At 53.8% G+C, this 15,530-nt stretch carries 17 protein-coding genes, 3 tRNA genes and 2 pseudogenes; 17 read left to right on the top strand and 5 right to left on the bottom strand.

Going from position 1 to position 15,530, the window contains the following annotated elements; all coding sequences use genetic code 11:
* The first annotated feature begins 10 nt into the window (after positions 1 to 10).
* From NST29_RS09485 to NST29_RS09475, 3 genes are read left to right on the top strand one after another with little or no spacing between them, the layout of a single operon-like run.
* Positions 11 to 802 carry an SGNH/GDSL hydrolase family protein gene (locus NST29_RS09485; protein WP_033843890.1) on the top strand — a complete coding sequence of 264 codons (792 nt, stop codon included), beginning with the start codon at positions 11 to 13 and terminating at the stop codon, positions 800 to 802.
* A complete protein-coding gene (locus NST29_RS09480; protein ID WP_033843888.1) occupies positions 802 to 1,716 on the top strand; it encodes an ABC transporter ATP-binding protein in 915 nt (304 codons plus the stop codon). The genes NST29_RS09485 and NST29_RS09480 overlap by 1 nt, the downstream gene beginning before the upstream one ends.
* The gene (locus NST29_RS09475) at positions 1,709 to 2,689 is read left to right on the top strand and encodes an ABC transporter permease (protein ID WP_033843887.1); all 981 of its coding nucleotides are present in this window, start codon (positions 1,709 to 1,711) and stop codon (positions 2,687 to 2,689) included. Before NST29_RS09480 ends, NST29_RS09475 begins: the two co-directional genes overlap by 8 nt.
* Before the next feature lie 144 nt (positions 2,690 to 2,833).
* Here the strand turns inward: NST29_RS09475 and NST29_RS09470 are convergent, their stop codons facing one another.
* Together NST29_RS09470 and NST29_RS09465 are read right to left on the bottom strand one after the other, a co-directional pair.
* Positions 2,834 to 3,304 carry a hypothetical protein gene (locus NST29_RS09470; protein ID WP_033843886.1) on the bottom strand — a complete coding sequence of 157 codons (471 nt, stop codon included), beginning with the start codon at positions 3,302 to 3,304 and terminating at the stop codon, positions 2,834 to 2,836.
* A gap of 14 nt (positions 3,305 to 3,318) precedes the next feature.
* A complete protein-coding gene (locus tag NST29_RS09465; protein ID WP_033843884.1) occupies positions 3,319 to 4,083 on the bottom strand; it encodes a hypothetical protein in 765 nt (254 codons plus the stop codon).
* Positions 4,084 to 4,346: 263 nt separating this feature from the next.
* Here NST29_RS09465 and NST29_RS09460 point away from each other — a divergent pair.
* From NST29_RS09460 to NST29_RS09450, 3 genes are all read left to right on the top strand, one after another.
* Positions 4,347 to 4,420, top strand: a tRNA-Pro gene (locus tag NST29_RS09460).
* A gap of 9 nt (positions 4,421 to 4,429) precedes the next feature.
* A tRNA-Ala gene (locus NST29_RS09455) sits at positions 4,430 to 4,502 on the top strand.
* A gap of 9 nt (positions 4,503 to 4,511) precedes the next feature.
* A tRNA-Ser gene (locus NST29_RS09450) sits at positions 4,512 to 4,604 on the top strand.
* Positions 4,605 to 4,923: 319 nt separating this feature from the next.
* On the opposite strand, the gene NST29_RS09445 is transcribed toward NST29_RS09450, so the two are convergent.
* Positions 4,924 to 6,060, bottom strand: coding sequence for an IS110 family transposase (locus tag NST29_RS09445; protein ID WP_033842531.1), 1,137 nt, complete (start codon positions 6,058 to 6,060; stop codon positions 4,924 to 4,926).
* A gap of 373 nt (positions 6,061 to 6,433) precedes the next feature.
* On the opposite strand from NST29_RS09445, the gene nfsA reads away from it, so the two are divergent.
* Positions 6,434 to 7,183 (top strand): oxygen-insensitive NADPH nitroreductase, encoded by a 750-nt coding sequence (nfsA, locus tag NST29_RS09440; protein ID WP_031409645.1) that lies wholly within the window; start codon positions 6,434 to 6,436, stop codon positions 7,181 to 7,183.
* 371 nt (positions 7,184 to 7,554) lie between these two features.
* Here the strand turns inward: nfsA and NST29_RS09435 are convergent, their stop codons facing one another.
* Positions 7,555 to 8,145 (bottom strand): TetR/AcrR family transcriptional regulator, encoded by a 591-nt coding sequence (locus NST29_RS09435; RefSeq protein WP_033022608.1) that lies wholly within the window; start codon positions 8,143 to 8,145, stop codon positions 7,555 to 7,557.
* Positions 8,146 to 8,273: 128 nt separating this feature from the next.
* Here NST29_RS09435 and NST29_RS09430 point away from each other — a divergent pair, with 128 nt between their 5' ends.
* The 8 genes and pseudogenes from NST29_RS09430 (at position 8,274) to NST29_RS09395 (ending at position 13,450) form a co-directional block, all read left to right on the top strand.
* Positions 8,274 to 8,795, top strand: a complete 522-nt coding sequence (locus tag NST29_RS09430) for a hypothetical protein (protein WP_339232079.1) — start codon at positions 8,274 to 8,276, stop codon at positions 8,793 to 8,795.
* A 349-nt stretch (positions 8,796 to 9,144) separates the two neighbouring features.
* Positions 9,145 to 9,625, top strand: a pseudogene (locus NST29_RS09425) (acyl-CoA dehydrogenase family protein).
* A 35-nt stretch (positions 9,626 to 9,660) separates the two neighbouring features.
* The gene (gene fabG / locus NST29_RS09420; protein WP_061912094.1) at positions 9,661 to 10,425 is read left to right on the top strand and encodes a 3-oxoacyl-ACP reductase FabG; all 765 of its coding nucleotides are present in this window, start codon (positions 9,661 to 9,663) and stop codon (positions 10,423 to 10,425) included.
* 18 nt (positions 10,426 to 10,443) lie between these two features.
* On the top strand, positions 10,444 to 10,893 hold the full coding sequence (locus NST29_RS09415; RefSeq protein ID WP_033022602.1) for a MaoC family dehydratase N-terminal domain-containing protein: 450 nt from the start codon (positions 10,444 to 10,446) through the stop codon (positions 10,891 to 10,893).
* On the top strand, positions 10,890 to 11,294 hold the full coding sequence (locus NST29_RS09410; protein ID WP_033022601.1) for a MaoC family dehydratase: 405 nt from the start codon (positions 10,890 to 10,892) through the stop codon (positions 11,292 to 11,294). Before NST29_RS09415 ends, NST29_RS09410 begins: the two co-directional genes overlap by 4 nt.
* 64 nt (positions 11,295 to 11,358) lie before the next feature.
* Positions 11,359 to 11,644, top strand: a pseudogene (locus tag NST29_RS09405) (ethanolamine utilization protein EutJ); the annotation flags it as partial.
* A 550-nt stretch (positions 11,645 to 12,194) separates the two neighbouring features.
* Positions 12,195 to 13,196, top strand: coding sequence for a multidrug resistance efflux transporter family protein (locus NST29_RS09400; RefSeq protein WP_033022597.1), 1,002 nt, complete (start codon positions 12,195 to 12,197; stop codon positions 13,194 to 13,196).
* Positions 13,193 to 13,450 carry a hypothetical protein gene (locus tag NST29_RS09395; RefSeq protein WP_033022595.1) on the top strand — a complete coding sequence of 86 codons (258 nt, stop codon included), beginning with the start codon at positions 13,193 to 13,195 and terminating at the stop codon, positions 13,448 to 13,450. Before NST29_RS09400 ends, NST29_RS09395 begins: the two co-directional genes overlap by 4 nt.
* Before the next feature lie 107 nt (positions 13,451 to 13,557).
* Here NST29_RS09395 and NST29_RS09390 read toward each other — a convergent pair whose 3' ends face one another.
* A complete protein-coding gene (locus NST29_RS09390; RefSeq protein ID WP_033022634.1) occupies positions 13,558 to 14,061 on the bottom strand; it encodes a QueT transporter family protein in 504 nt (167 codons plus the stop codon).
* Between the two features lie 77 nt (positions 14,062 to 14,138).
* On the opposite strand from NST29_RS09390, the gene chrA reads away from it, so the two are divergent.
* On the top strand, positions 14,139 to 15,158 hold the full coding sequence (chrA, locus tag NST29_RS09385) for a chromate efflux transporter (RefSeq protein ID WP_339232076.1): 1,020 nt from the start codon (positions 14,139 to 14,141) through the stop codon (positions 15,156 to 15,158).
* Positions 15,085 to 15,345: a chromate transporter gene (locus tag NST29_RS09380; RefSeq protein WP_235207638.1), complete on the top strand. Its 261-nt coding sequence runs from the start codon at positions 15,085 to 15,087 to the stop codon at positions 15,343 to 15,345. Before chrA ends, NST29_RS09380 begins: the two co-directional genes overlap by 74 nt.
* The last annotated feature ends 185 nt before the right edge of the window (positions 15,346 to 15,530 follow it).

Here is a 15,530-nt window from a genome sequence, read left to right as displayed (position 1 = left end):
GGTGAATGGTATGCGACTGGGCGTTGTGGGGCTTGTGATTGCGGCTGCCGCTATGTCAGCAGCGCTTTGGCTTGGCGGGCTCGTGTTGGCCGTGCAAGACCAGCTCGCTCCCCCCTCTAAGCCCCCGGGGCAAACGCAGCCTTCGGTCCACGGGGCAAAGAAGGGCGATGGTGATATCGATATCGTCGCTTTAGGCGACTCGTTGACGCGGGGGACGGGCGATGAAAGCGGCAAAGGGTATGTCGGCTATATGGTCGATGAGCTGCGAAAGCAGACGGAGGCGCCGATTCGCGTTACGAACTTGGCGGTTCGTGGCCTGCGCTCCGATGGCTTGCTTCGCCAGCTCGGCCAACCTGAGATTCAGCGGCAAATCGCCATGGCCGATCTGATCGTCATGACGATCGGCGGCAACGATCTGTTTCGGGGCGGGGAAGCGCTTCGGCTGAATGAAAAAGAGCTGAACGCGGCAAAACGGCAGTATGCGGCGAACCTAGACCGCATTTTTGCCATGCTTCGGCGCTTCAACACCGATGCCGTCATTTTGGCGATCGGCTTATACAACCCGTTCAGCGATTTCGGCGATGCCAAACGCACGTCCGCCGTCGTCCGCGACTGGAATTTTGTCGCGGCGGAAGTGGCGGCCCGCTATCCGAACGTCGTCGCGGTGCCGACGTTTGATTTGTTTGCTTTGCACGTCAACGACTATTTGTACAGCGATCATTTCCACCCAAACCAAGAAGGATACAAACGAATCGGAGAGCGTGTCGCTTCGCTGATTACGCTGACGGAGGAGAATCGCTGATGATGAAACCGGTGACACTAGCGGTCCATGAACTGCGGAAAACGATCCGCGGCAAAGAAATTATCCGAGGCGTTTCGTTTGCTTTGCACGAAGGGGAAGTGTTCGGTTTTTTAGGGCCGAACGGCGCGGGCAAAACGACGACGATCCGCATGCTCGTTGGGCTCATTCGCCCGACGTCGGGGACGGTGATGATTGGCGGGTATGATCTTCACCGCGAGTTTACCGAGGCGATCCGCCAAATCGGCTGCATCGTCGAAAATCCGGAAATGTACCCGTACTTAACCGGATGGGAAAACCTTGAACATTTCGCCCGTATGATGCCGGGAATCGGCGCCGATCGAATCATGGAAGTGGCGAAGCTCGTTGGGCTCGAGCAGCGCATTCACGACCGGGTAAGCGCGTATTCGCTCGGCATGCGGCAGCGGCTTGGCATAGCGCAAGCGCTGCTCGGGAAGCCGAAGGTGCTTATTTTGGATGAGCCGACCAACGGCCTTGATCCGGCCGGCATTCGTGAAATGCGCGCCTTCATCCGCTTTTTGGCGGAAACGGAAGGGCTTAGTGTTCTCGTCTCTTCGCATTTGTTAAGCGAAATTCAGCTCATGTGCGATCGCGTCGCTATTATGGCGAAAGGGCGCCTGCTAGCTGTTGATACAGTCGAGCGGCTGTTAAACGAACAGGCGCGCGTCGTCTGGAAAGCGGCTCCGCTCGATCGGGCGCAGGCGCTGCTCGCTGAGGAGACGGAGGTGCTGCGGGCGGATGAAGAGGGGATTATCACGCCGTATGAACCGGCCAAGCTCGCTGCTTGGAACGCCAAGCTCGTCCGTGCCGGCGTGGCGGTTGCTCACATTGAACCGCGGTTGCCGACGCTCGAAGATTTATTTATCGAGCTGACAGGGGGCGAAACGATTGAGTAAGCTTGTGTACAATGAAATGTTGAAAATCGTCCGCAAAAAGCGGCTATGGGTGATCGCCGCCATTGTGGCGGTGCTCGTCGCCTTGTTTACATATGCTCAATATCGGGAGACGGAAGAGTTGAGAAAACGGCTCGGCACGACCGACTGGCGGACGCAGCTGCAGCAGCAAATCGTCGACTTGCAAAATCGCCTCCAGTCGCCGAGCATGTCCGAGGAGTGGCGCAAATATTTACAAATCCGCCTCAAGCAGCAACAGTATTACTTAGAGCACAACGTGAATCCGTCCGCCCCGGGGGCGCCGACGTTTATGCGCACGTTTATCGAAAACGCCATCGACTTGTTTTTGCCGCTGCTCGTCATGGTGGTGGCGGCCGATCTTGTCTCCTCGGAGGCGAGCGCCGGAACGATCAAGCTGCTTCTCGTCCGGCCGGTGAAACGGTGGAAAGTGCTGCTTAGCAAATATATCGCTTTGCTGCTGTCCGTGTCGTTTATTATGCTGACAACAGCGGTGCTGTCGTATGCCATCTCCGGCCTTGTATTCGGGTATGGCGGCTTTCATTTGCCGTTGTTGACCGGTTTTGTTTCCCAAGGCGAGGACTTGAATACGGATAACGTGCATATGATTCCGCAATGGAAATACATTTTGATGGAGTTGGGGTTAGCCGCGTTTGTCAGCACGGTCGTCGGCACGTTGACATTGATGCTTTCCGTTCTGTTTCGGAGCACAGCGGCGGTGATGGGAGTGATGCTGGCGGCTCTCATTTCGGGCGCCATTTTGTCGAACATGGTGTCGTCATGGCAGTCCGCAAAGTATTTGTTTATGGTCAATTTGCGGCTCACCGATTACTTGAAAGGCGCCGCTCCTCCGATTGAAGGAATGACGCTCGGCTTTTCCATGACGGTGCTGGCCGTGTGGGGACTTATGGCTCTCGCTGTCGCTTTTGTTGTCTTTGCACGGCGCGACGTGTATTAAAAGGTTGCACCTCGATGGGAGCGGTGAATTTTCTAAAACGGGAAAGGTAGGCCGCCGGCATCGGGCGGACCAAAACGGGAAGGCGTGATACGTCGACAAAGCGAGGCGCGCTAGCATCCCATGTTGCGTGCGGCATGGCGACTGTCATTGGCGCGTTCTCTTTTCATCGTCGATGCCGGCGAGGCCGAGCGCATGATGATTCCATAACAGCCGCTCGATCATCGGCCACTGCGTTTCATCACAGCGGATGAGGAGAACGATTTCCGCGCGCCTGTTCGTTTGGCGGCGCGCCGTGTTTCGGTTGAGCCCCCATTTCAACAGCAGGCCGAGCGAGATGCCGACCACCGCCCCGATCACCCCCCAAATGATCGGTCCCCATGTTAATACATAGCCGTAAATCGAACCAAGTAGCATGAAACAAGTCCCGAAAATCGCCGCTAGATCGAGAAAGCTCAAGCCGTCCGCGCGGTGGATCGTATCTAACAGCTGCGGCGGCTCCGGGCGGCCGTCAAGCGGAACGGCGAACAGATGGTGTGGGGGAACTCCTTTTTCGCGCAAAGCGGAAATCACCAGCTCGACGAACAAATGGTTTTCAAAAGTGGCAACGACAATCATAGAAAGCCTCCTGATCAAATAGGCCATCGAAATGGTTTTGGTTGGCAGCGGCGGCGCAAATAGTTGGACAGCTCTTTTTCAAACAGCTTGTTGTATTCGACGGCTGAAACGTACGCATCGTAGAAGACAAACGAATAAATGGAAGGCAAATACAGCGCCCATTGCATATTCACGATGCGCACCGCCTCATCAAAGCGGCCGGTGAGCGTATAAATGATCGCTTCGGGCAAGCGGGCAAAATAGGAAACGATAATGGTAAAGCCGAACAGAAACAAACCAGCAATCACCTTATGAACGTACAAATGGCCGAGGCCGGGGGCGAGCACCGACCAAGCGAGCGCTAGCCACGGCTTACGTTTGTCCAAGTAATTGATGTCCCATCCCCCCATTCGCAGCGGGGGAATGGGTGCGTCTTCCCGGTCAGCGAGCAAATACAGCTTGTTCATGTCAACGGCGCCGCGATAGCTGTCCCAGATTCCGTATATGTAAATGGCGACATAAAACATCAGCCATCGCTCATCAAGAACGGCTTTGGCCTTTTCGAAATCGCCGAGGAGCGAGTACAATATTCCGGCGTTGACGTGCGCTTTTGTATTGATAAACAGCTCCCAAACGATTAAAATAAAAGCCGTGGCGTAACGGTGCAGCATCAAATTGCCGAATCCGGGAAACGAAAAGGAAAAAAAGGCGACGACAAGCGGATGGCGCAAATGGAGGTTGGTGGTGGTAAACTGCGACAAATATGCTCGTTTGCGCCGCGCCGGCGGGATGAATTTCATGGGCTCTCCCCCTTTTCCGCGAACATGTCGTGCAGCAAGCGGTCGTTTTCGTCCCTAGGTGGAGGGGAAACCGTTGACCATGGAACGTTTCCGCGCTGCGTCCGATCGCCGTTTTTTTTAGTATAGGAAAAAAAGGGTGGCCGCTATGCAACAGGCGGTGGAAAACCCGTCAAGCCCGGGCGGTGGGGGAAAATGATAAAAAATCATTGACTTTCTTGCGAGGTTCATATAAAATAAAAATTGTCGCAAGGGTAAGCAATCAACGGGAAGTAGCTCAGCTTGGTAGAGCACACGGTTCGGGTCCGTGAGGTCGCAGGTTCAAATCCTGTCTTCCCGATCCTTGCTTGGGGCCTTAGCTCAGCTGGGAGAGCGCCTGCCCCGCACGCAGGAGGTCATCGGTTCGAATCCGATAGGCTCCATTTTCGTACGGAGGAATACCCAAGTCTGGCTGAAGGGGGCGGTTTCGAAAACCGCTAGGGGTGTCACAGCCCGCGGGGGTTCGAATCCCTCTTCCTCCGCCATTGTACATAGGAACGTCAACCTGCCGATTTCCGGCAGGTTTTTGTTTTGCGCTCTTTGCCACAAGGTGTGCTTGACTGTTTCAAAACATGCCATACTTCCTTTCCGTGAAAATGCCGAACTGTCGCGAGATTTTCATGTCTGGGTGGAGGGCCGATCACCGCCCATGGATCTTTTCCGTGAAAATCCCCACCACTGGGTGAGTGCTGTATACGCTCCTGATCCGTGCGGGTATACTGAAAATGGCCAAAGAAGGCAATAGGAAAGCAGAGGTGCCCGATTTTCGGACATCTCGTATGATCTGGCTGCCTGTTGGCTATACTAGATAAGTTGTGGTTGGCGGAACGACTCTTTGCGGGAGATCATGCAAAAGATGATCACCAACATTCGTCGAGCCGTGGCGATGAGGGCTTTTTTCTTCCCGCATCGGGCCGCCAACGACCAAAATTTTCGGGACAAGGGATGTGTCTTGGATCGAGCTGCTGACCATGCCGCCTCGCATAACGCTGATCGAAGATGGGGATTGCCTTTAGTCGTACGCGTGCTCTTTCGCTTTCCGGCGCTTTCATGGTTGCCGGGGGACAACCCCGTCCATGAAGCCACCCGTTCCGGCGTTTCAAAGACGCTCATGTCGGTTCCCATCTCGGCGATGATGACGGCGGCGGTTTGTTTTTTGATTCCAGGCATGGTCATCAGTAAGTCCACTTCCTCCCGATACGGCTCGAGCAGGCGGTCGATGTGCTGGTCGACTTCTTCGATTAACTGCTCCAATTCCTCCACGTGTTTCCACAAGAGGCGAAGGAGACGGAGCTCGTGTTCGGTCAAGGTGCCCAGCAGCGAATCATACACCGCCTGCTTTTTCGTTTTGAGCCTGCCGCGCAGGCATTGATCCAGCTCGTCCTTGTCCACGTATCCCTTCTCGAGCAGCCGGGCAAGGATGTTTCGTCCGGAAACGCCGAAGAGATCCGAGAGGACGGAGCCCAGTTTGACATTGGAAGACTCCAGCACTTTTTGAATCCGGTTTTTCTCTGAACTCAACTGTCCGACCCACTTTTTGCGGAGGCGGGTAAAATCCCGCAATTCGCGAATATCCGCTGGGGGGACGAAACTTTTTTCAATGAGTCCATGGCGGAGCAGCTTGGCGATCCACTCGGCGTCAGAGACATCGGTTTTTCTTCCCGGGACATTTTTGATCCGCTGCGGATTGGCCAGTGTCAAGTCGACATAGCCCTCGAGGAAGGCAAAGACCGGTTTCCAATACACGCCGGTGGATTCCATGGCGACATGGGTAACGCCATGTTCTTCGAGCCACTCAAGCAGGTCGCCAAGTCCTTTCGAGAACGTGGAGAAGGTTTGAATGTCCTTTTGAATGTGTCCATCTTCTTCCCATAGCGCGCAGGCGACGATGGTTTCGGCATGAACATCCAATCCTGCGCAGCGAGGATAGATGACATCCATGATGAAAATCCTCCTTTTCGATGATCGAGTGCGCAAACAGCGAATCCACGGGAGAAATGCGGCAGTTTTCCGTTCGTCGTCACCTTTCCTCTATCACAGGAAAGGGCGGACAATGGGTGGTGCACCCAGTGGATTCAAACACTTTTCCGTACAGGGTCTAAGCCACCATTAAGCATAACGTCCTGTTGAACTGTTTGCGCCTATTCTTCATTATGGGAAGAAAAGGGGGATTTTCATCCCTGGGTGGAGGGCAAAACGTTGCCCATGGATCTTTTCCGTGAAAATGCAGGACTGACGTGTTTTCGGCTCTCTCTTTTTTGGTATGATAATCATCGATGGCAAGCTACTCATTGCACAGGAGGGTGTGTACAAGATGAATCCCGTTATCGAAACGATTTTGCAACATCGTTCGATCCGTCGCTTCGAAGATCGGCCGCTCACGGATGAACAAATTCGCACGATCGTTGAATGCGCCCAAGCGGCGTCGACGTCAAGCTACATTCAGGCGTACTCGATCATTGGGGTGAAAGATCCGGAGAAAAAACGGAAGCTCGCCGAGCTTTCGGGAAATCAGTCTTATGTCGAGCACAACGGCCATTTCTTTGTCTTTTGCGCCGATTTTCACCGCCATGAACTCATCGGGGAGCTTGAAGGAAAAGACGTGATCCCGTCGCTTGAGAGCACGGAAAAGTTTATGGTGGCGCTCATCGATACCGCGTTAGCGGCGCAAAACGCCGCCATTGCCGCCGAGTCGATGGGGCTTGGCATCTGCTATATCGGCGGATTGCGCAACAACTTGCCGGACGTGTGTGCGCTCTTAAACGTACCGAAACGAGTCATTCCGCTGTTTGGCCTTGCCGTCGGTTATCCGGCGCAAACGCCGGACCGCAAGCCGCGGCTGCCGTTTGCGCACGTTTATCATGAGGACGAATACAACCAAGATCGCGCTCCGTTCCTCGAACAGTTGCAGCGCTACAATGACACGGTTTCGGCGTATTATGAGCAGCGGACAAACGGACGCCGCCGCGATACATGGACGGGGCAGATGGCCGATATGCTGAGCCGCTCGGTCCGGATGTACATGAAAGAATTTGTCGAGGGGAAAGGGTTTAATTTACGGTAGTGGACTAGCTCAGCTTAATGAGGGAAAGAGGCATCTGTTGCTGAAGAGACGAGGAGCCATGCTCATAGATAGGTGAAGAATCTATTGTTGATGTTTATCGACGTCGGCTTGATCATCCCGGTCATGCCGACGTTTATTCCGCAGTTGGAATGATCGGGAGGGGGACTTTCAGCCTGCTTGTCGCTGTTTTTTCTTTTCCCACGGCTGGCCAAATAGCCGATGCGTAACACTTATGTATGGATGTTTTGGCAAGAGTAACCTGAGTCGGTGCTCCATCGAAGAGAAAGCGGCAAGATCACCTGTCTTTTGTTTGTCGTCGTTTGACGGTTGCCGTTTTGTTAAGGACCAAAATAAGCTACGCTCCATTTGTCTTAACGGCAAATGGAGCGTAAGTGATATTCGATAATTTCTTCGATTTTTGAAGGAGATAGCTTGCCAGATTGCATGATGCCGTGCATCGCTAAGCCGTCAACCAATGCGTATAGGCGCTCTGTTTCCAACTCAATCGACACATCAGACCTTAACAGCCCGAGATCGCGCAACAGTTCAAGCATCCTTTTCATGGCCGTTCGCAACTGATGGTATATTTGTTCGCTCAGTGGTTGGAGCGCGGGATCCCAAAGTGCCCTTTGTGTAAAAACAAGCCACACCTCCATTTCTTTTTTCGTTTCATCGGTTAACGGCAGAAGTTCAAGGAGACAACGCTTGACTCCTTCAAGGGGCGGGATGGAGGGAGGGATGGCCTCAACCCGCTCCCGCACCCGTTCAGAGACAAGCTTCATCGAAAAGGCTAACAACTCGGATTGCGAAGTAAAATAATAGCGCAGCGCCCCGGCAGACATTCCTGCCTCTTTAGCGATATTTCGCACGGTTGCTTTTTCAATCCCGTCCCGCATGATCACGGTCCATGTCGCTTCTGCAATTCGTTTCCTCTGCTTTTCATGATCGACTATTTTGGGCATATATCCAGTGTAACACAGTTGTTTTTTTAATACAATTGTGTTACTATTTTTTTTGATACAAATGTATTAAAAAGGAGGCGGTCCATATCATTGGTTGGCTGATTATCGCATGTGAAGTGCTGTTTTGGGTGTTCGTCATATCGGGATTGTTCACGCGTTATGTGTTAAAATGGAAAATGGCCAGTGTATGCCTTTTTTTATGCACCATTTTGGCAGATCTTATTTTACTAGTTGTGTCGGTTGTAGACTTAGCGCACGGGCAGACAGCGAAGTTATCTCATTCATTGGCAGCTGTTTATATCGCTGTGTCCGTTGTGTATGGACGTCGCATGATCCAATGGGCAGATCATCAGTTTGTTCACCTTTTTTTGAAAATGCCTAGGCCGAAAAAATCTCTTCTCTTCGGAAAGGAGCATGCCAAGCACGAACGCCTAGGGTGGTATCGTCACCTGAGGGCTTGGGCGATCGGTCAAGCGATTTTGTTGGCTATGGTTTGGTTCGTAGGCGATATGTCGAAAGCGAAAGAACTGTTGATGATGGCAGGCCGTTGGACGTTGGTTTTGGTGGTTGATTTTGTCTGGAGTTTCAGCTATACCGTATGGCCGCGAAAAGAACCGAAGGAGATACTGGCCAAACCAAGAAATTGGTAGAGAAAGGGAGAGGAATGCCGTGAGTTTGATCGAGCGATTGGCGCAATGGATTCGCGAGGCGAAGACGATTGCCGTATAGACGCAACATAGAGAGGCTGAAGCAGCCAGTACGTATATAGCGAAGAAAGAGGGGTCCCGATCTTTTAGGGACCACCTCGGCTGAAAAGCGAAGCCTCTTGATTTACAACCCTTGCGCCAACGGGGAACGTTTTCTCGTTGGACAAAAAGCGCAAAAAGTATTGTACTTTTCAGAACATTTGAATATAATAGAGGTAACATACCAACCGGTTGGTATTTTAAGTGGGTGGAGCAGGGCGGAAAGGCGAACAGAAAACGGAGGGGATTCACGATGCATTTGCGCTTAACCGATGAGCAGCGCATGGTGCAAAAAGCGATTCGCAAATTTGTCGAGAAGGAGCTGATCCCGCTCGAAAACGAAGTGCTGCGCAACGAGCGGGAAGGAAAGCCGGGGCTTGCGCCAGAAAAATTAAAAGAGCTGCAATTCAAGGCGAAGGAAAGAGCTGCAATTCAAGGCGAAGGAAGCGGCGAAATGGCTCGTGTTGAACACGGCGTTTACGCTCGATCAAGGGGAGGACAACCGCCATTTGGCTTCGATGGCGAAGCTGTTTGGCGCCAACATGGGCAATCGCGTCATCGACCGCGTCATACAAATTCACAGCGGCATGGGCTATACGAAAGAGCTGTCGATCGAGCGCTGGTATCGTGAGGCGAGATTATGGCGCATCTATGACGGCACGGATGAAATCCAACGCCTCATTATCGCCCGCAACTTAATCAAAGGACACGTCAAACTCGGGCAGTTTCTCTAAAAAATGAAAGCGTTACCGAAAAGGAGGAGAAAAAAATGAGCCAACGATTTGCGGGAAGAGTGGCATTTGTAACCGGGGGGAGCCGCGGCATCGGCAAGGCGGTTGTCACCCGCTTTGCGGAAGAGGGGGCCAAGGTGGCGTTCATCGACTTAAACGCCGAAGCGCTTGAAGCGACGGCCGCCGAGCTGCGGGAAAAAGGGTATGACGTTTACGCCAAAGTGGCGAGCGTCACCGACCGCGAACATGTGGAAACAACGATGCAAGAGGTCGTCGACCGATTCGGCTCGCTCGATATTCTCGTCAACAACGCCGGCGTCATCCGCGACAACTTGCTGTTTAAAATGACCGACGACGACTGGCAAACCGTCATGGACGTCCATTTGAAAGGGGCGTTTTACTGCGCGCGCGCCGCGCAAAAATATATGGTTGAAAAAGGATACGGGCGCATCATCAACATTTCATCGACCTCAGCGCTCGGCAACCGCGGCCAAGCGAACTATTCGGCGGCGAAAGCCGGCATTCAAGGGTTTACAAAAACGCTGGCGATTGAGCTTGGCAAATTTGGTATCACGACGAACGCCGTCGCTCCAGGGTTTATTGAAACCGATATGACGAAAGCAACCGCTGAGCGGCTCGGCATTTCGTTTGAGCAGCTCATTCAGGCAAGCGTCGCCACCATCCCGGTCGGACGCAGCGGCCGCCCGGAAGATATCGCCAACGCGGTCGCATTTTTCGCCGATGAGCGATCGTCGTTTGTCAACGGCCAAGTGCTGTATGTCGCCGGCGGCCCGAAATGTTGAAGGCGAGGAGGGCGGACGATGTACCAAGGAGAGATCGGCAAACGGTCAAAGAAAATCAAAAACGTCGTCGAACGCGGCGCGGTGAAAAAATTTGCCGAAGCGATCGGCGATCCGAATCCGATATATTGGGATGAAGAAACAGGAAAACGGTCGCGCTACGGGCGCAATATCGCCCCGCCGACGTTTCCGCGCGTGTTTGACTACGGCGTCATTGAAGGATTGAAGCTGCCGGCAAAAGGGCTCATTCACGGCGAGCAGCGCTTCCATTACGAGCGTCCGCTGTTTGTCGGCGAAGAGCTGTACTGCTACGCCGAAGTAAAAGATTACTATGAAAAGCAAAGCAGCATGGGACAGCTCGGCTTTTTAGTGATCGCCAACAACGGCGAAGACGCAGAAGGGAACCTTGTTTTCACATCAACTTCGACCATCATCATCAATGAAGCGGTAAGAAAGGCGATGAGCGTATGACGACGATTCGCGAATGGCAAGTGGGGCAATCGCTTCCCGAAGTGACGCTTCCGCCGGTATCCCGGCTTGATTTGATTAAATATGCCGGCGCCTCCGGCGATTACAACCCGATCCATACGATTGATGAAGAGGCGAAAAAAGCCGGTCTACCCGGGATTATCGCCCACGGCATGTGGACGATGGGAAATTTGGTAAAGCTGTTTACGCCGTACTACGAAGAAGGGTTTGTCCAAGATTATTTCGTTCGCTTTCAATCGATGGTGTTTTTAAACGATGTCGTCACATTGACGGCGACGGTCAAAGAAAAGGATGAGAAAACGATCCGCTTTGCGGTCGCCGCCGTCAATCAACACGGGAAGGATGTCGTCAAAGGCGAACTAGTTTTTGCGCTGTATGAGTGAGGGTTTTTCCACTGAATGAGGTGGGGGCCCGCTTCCCAAGCCGCGGGACGGAACGCTGAAAAAGGAGGAGGAATATTTGCCGAACGAAACAGCGGTGAACACCAAACGCCTTGTGCAAGAGCATCATACGCCGATCATTTTCACCCCGCACAGCGGCGGCGTCATGGCGCTGGAAGTGTTCAACCCAACGGACAATTTCATCATCGCGGCGTATACGAGCGAGCGGAAAATTACTCAAACGGGCAACAAGCTGACCGTCCGCATTCCGCCGCGTTATGACGGCTACATCCCGACGTTTACCAATAATGCTCATGAAGAATTTCGGTAAGAAACTCGCCGCCTTGCCGACAATCCAACAATCATCAGCGATGCAGATTGACAAGCAGAGGAATCCGATCACCAGACTTTCCATGGGACTGCTTTGTGCAGGAGCCGTAAAACGCACAACGGCATACGGATAAGCCATACAGAGGCTGTCTGGAAAGATCATCACGAGACTTTTCCAGGCAGCCTTTCTGTGCAAATGCCGAACTGGCGTGGATTTTCATCCCCGGATGGAGGGCAGATCGCGCTCCCCGTGGATCTTTTCCGTTTCAGTGTTATGACTACTGTAGGCATGCCCCTCAAGGTGTCTTTGACCGGGCAGACACGTTCAACGTGTTCCATCAAGGCTTGGACGTTTTTTGGATCGGAAGGAGAGTCAATATCAATAATGAATACCATGTTGATCGGATTGTCGCTCGGTGCAACCATGTTCGGTTGGTTTCCCTCTTCATAATAATCTAACAAAACTATGTTCTAAATAATCAACAAAACAAATAGAAAAATTCCTAATAATACGATAAAATAAAGTCATTCCGCCACCTAGCGAATACGATCAAACAAGGGGAGAGACCAGCGATGCGGGAAATACCCATCGGTCTTATCGCTTCGTTCTTTTTTGCCGTCACGTTCATCTTGAATCGATCCATGGAGCTGGCCGGTGGCAGCTGGCTGTGGAGTTCGTCGCTTCGCTTTTTCTTTATGGCGCCGCTGCTATTTGTTATCGTTCTGTTCCGCCGCAACATTCGCCCGGTTTGGCAGGACATGAAGCGCCATCCGCGGGTGTGGATCACTTGGGGGACGGTCGGATTCGGCTTGTTTTACGCGCCGCTCACTTATGCGGCTGCCTATGGGCCGGGGTGGCTTGTGGCCGGGACATGGCAGTGCACGATTGTGGCTGGTGTTCTGCTTAGCCCGCTGTTTACGAAAACTATCGAAACGCCAAACGGAACGATGTCCGTACGCCGTCCGATTGAAAAACGGGCGCTTTTCATTTCGCTTTTCATTTTGTTCGGCGTCGTTCTGATCCAGTTCCAGCAAGCCGGTCACCTGACATGGAGCGAAATGGTACTAGGGGTTTTTCCGGTGTTGGTTGCGGCGTTTGCGTATCCGCTTGGCAATCGGAAGATGATCGAACATTGTGCCGGGCGCCTTGATGCGTTTCAACGCGTATGGGGGATGACGATGGCCAGTCTGCCGTTTTGGCTGGTGGTCGCGTTGATGGGCTGGCTGACATCAGGGACGCCGTCGGTGGGGCAAACGATGCAGTCGTTCATCGTGGCCATGAGTTCCGGGGTCATCGCGACGACATTGTTTTTTATCGCTACCGATCGGGCCAAAGGGAACGAGCGAAAACTGGCCGCTGTGGAAGCGACGCAGTCCGCGGAAGTCATGTTTGCCGTCATCGGTGAAGTACTGTTCTTGTCCACTCCGCTTCCAAACGGATGGGCGGTCGTTGGTTTGGCCATCATCATCATCGGGATTTGCTGGCATAGCTTCGAATCGACAAGAACGGTGAAACGTCCGGCGCTGCCCATTTCAACAGCGCGGCGCCTCGATCGGGCGGGGGGAGAACCGTGAGAATCATCGTATGCGTTCTGCTTGTCTGCCAGATGCTTATCATCTACGCTTGGATCAGCGATTGGCGCCAACTTGTCACCCCGGCCGGCTTTTTTATGTGGGTGGACGGAATCGCGGTCGGCCTTGCTGTTCTTCGGGCGGGGCGGGGTCTACCGCCAAGATGGCGAAGGGCGCTGAAGATCACGACGGCGAGAGTCATCTTGCTTGCTGTGATGTCGCTGGTCATTGAATGGGCTGTTCGTTCGATGCCGTAATCAAAATGGATATGGAAAGCCCGTACGGTTGATTAAGGCTTTCCTTGCGGGCCTACGAGGAATGCGCCTTTCGAATGAAGCGAGCCCCCTAAGGCGCAAGGGGGCGGCTACCGGTTTTGATGGGAGGAATTGAACAGCTCCCGCGCTAAGCGGCGGCCAACAGCGTACATGATCGGCGCGCCGAGTGCCATAACGACAAATTCGCCTATGGACGTCGTCAGCCATGTGAGCCAAAACGGAAAACCGAGCGCGAGCTTTAATTCAAGGGCGATAAGACCCATCGTGACGGTAAACGACAACGTATTGACCGCCATACGCGCCCAAACGTTCTTGACATAGCGCATGGAAACGATCGTGATCAGAAGCGCCAGCACCGACTGGCCGACGCCGAATACGAGATCATACGCGCCGATCGGTGAGAAAAATAAATTGGCGAAAAAGACCCCAAGCACGATGCCAATGGCGTATGTTGGGCGAAATACGACTAAGTGATTCAATAGTTCTGATACGCGAAACTGAATGTTCGTAAAGCCAAACGGCTGAATGAGCGCCGTCACCGCGATGTACACGGCGGCGATCAAACCGTTGGTCGCCATCGTTCGAACGTTCATCATCTTCTCTCCTCTCCTCTCGTGAATGATGATATGATTGTAGCATGACCATCTCGTGAACGAAAGGAGCAGGATCCATGACTGAAAAGGATCAACGGGCAGGAGACCGACGAGGCTCCGTCTTTGAGGTCGGGATCACGGCGCTCCGCCTTGGCTTGACGTCGTTTGGCGGTCCGGTGGCCCATCTTGGCTATTTTTATGAAGAGTACGTGAAACGAAGAAAATGGATCGAGGACAAAACGTACGCCGATCTCGTCGCCCTTTGCCAATTTCTCCTTGGCCCGGCCAGCAGCCAGGTCGGCATCGGCATCGGGCTGATGCGCGCCGGCGTCTGGGGGGCGCTGGCGGCTTGGCTAGGGTTTACATTGCCGTCGGCGGTTGCGCTTAGTTTGGTTGCCGTCTGGCTGCAACATGCTTCGTGGGAAGAGGCGGACTGGATGCACGGCTTGCTGTTGGCGGCTGTCGCGGTCGTCGCGCAGGCGGTATGGGAGATGGCGCGCAAATTCGCTGCCGACCGCTTGGAGGCCACGCTTGCGGCCGCAGCGGCGATCGCCGTGCTTCTCATGCCGGGGGCATGGAGCCAAGCGGCGGTGATCGCTATCGCCGGGGCCATCGGCGCGGTTGGACGTCGCCAAACCGTCGAGCCGACTTCCGTGGGCATCACGCCTTTCATTCGCCGTTCCACCGGTTTTCTGTTGCTTTCCTTGTTTGCCGTGCTGCTTGTCGCGCTGCCGCTTGCCCACGCTTGGGTTCATTCGCCGCTTCGGGCGCTGTTTGACAGCTTTTACCAAGCGGGGGGGCGCTCGTGTTTGGCGGCGGGCATGTCGTGCTGCCGCTTTTGGAAGCGGAAGTGGTGCCGCAAGGGTTGGGTCACCGCCGATCAATTTTTAGCTGGCTACAGCGCCGCGCAGGCCGTTCCGGGGCCGCTGTTTACCTTGGCTGCGTACATCGGCATGGTTGCGTTCGGCTGGAAAGGCGCGCTTGTCGCTACCATCGGCATTTTCCCCCCCTTCATTTTTGCTTGTGCTCGGCGCGTTTCCATTTTGGCACTGGCTTCGCCATCAGCCGCGCTTCCAAGCGGCGCTCGCCGGCATTAACGCTGCTGTCGTCGGGATTTTGCTTGCGGCGCTGTATGATCCGATTTGGACAAAGGCGGTGAACGAGCCGGCCGATTTTGCCTTTACCCTCGGCGCCTTTCTGTTGCTTGCCGTCTGGAAGTGGCCGGCGTGGGCGGTTGTTCTCGTTTCCTTCATCGGCGGCTGGATTCGCGTGCTGTTCGGTTGATTTTGGCCGCTAACGGACAGAGGGCATTGGTTGCGTTTCAGAGCCGCTTCTCTATCGATCCACGTTCGCCCGCTGACGTTCGAAGCTTGATAAAGGCTCATTGCGCTCGTCTCTGCCTCATGGCCGATGATGGAAAACGAAAAGCCGATGCCAGAACGTTTCCTAACGGGGCGACAAGACGAGGA

The sequence above is a fragment of the Geobacillus sp. FSL W8-0026 genome, assembly GCF_037966255.1.
Lineage (GTDB): Bacteria > Bacillota > Bacilli > Bacillales > Anoxybacillaceae > Geobacillus > Geobacillus icigianus.
The sequence above is the reverse complement of the archived record's forward strand: the minus strand, read 5'-3'. Positions and strand labels throughout refer to the sequence as shown.

Coding starts and splice junctions, on each gene's coding strand:
- fabG (WP_061912094.1), top strand. CDS start 9,661: ATGAGCCAACGATTTGCGGGAAGAGTGGCATTTGTAACCGGGGGGAGC.
- NST29_RS09485 (WP_033843890.1), top strand. CDS start 11: ATGCGACTGGGCGTTGTGGGGCTTGTGATTGCGGCTGCCGCTATGTCA.
- NST29_RS09410 (WP_033022601.1), top strand. CDS start 10,890: ATGACGACGATTCGCGAATGGCAAGTGGGGCAATCGCTTCCCGAAGTG.
- NST29_RS09480 (WP_033843888.1), top strand. CDS start 802: ATGATGAAACCGGTGACACTAGCGGTCCATGAACTGCGGAAAACGATC.
- NST29_RS09415 (WP_033022602.1), top strand. CDS start 10,444: ATGTACCAAGGAGAGATCGGCAAACGGTCAAAGAAAATCAAAAACGTC.
- nfsA (WP_031409645.1), top strand. CDS start 6,434: ATGAATCCCGTTATCGAAACGATTTTGCAACATCGTTCGATCCGTCGC.
- chrA (WP_339232076.1), top strand. CDS start 14,139: ATGACTGAAAAGGATCAACGGGCAGGAGACCGACGAGGCTCCGTCTTT.
- NST29_RS09435 (WP_033022608.1), bottom strand. CDS start 8,145: ATGCCCAAAATAGTCGATCATGAAAAGCAGAGGAAACGAATTGCAGAA.
- NST29_RS09470 (WP_033843886.1), bottom strand. CDS start 3,304: ATGATTGTCGTTGCCACTTTTGAAAACCATTTGTTCGTCGAGCTGGTG.
- NST29_RS09390 (WP_033022634.1), bottom strand. CDS start 14,061: ATGAACGTTCGAACGATGGCGACCAACGGTTTGATCGCCGCCGTGTAC.
- NST29_RS09465 (WP_033843884.1), bottom strand. CDS start 4,083: ATGAAATTCATCCCGCCGGCGCGGCGCAAACGAGCATATTTGTCGCAG.
- NST29_RS09400 (WP_033022597.1), top strand. CDS start 12,195: ATGCGGGAAATACCCATCGGTCTTATCGCTTCGTTCTTTTTTGCCGTC.
- NST29_RS09445 (WP_033842531.1), bottom strand. CDS start 6,060: ATGGATGTCATCTATCCTCGCTGCGCAGGATTGGATGTTCATGCCGAA.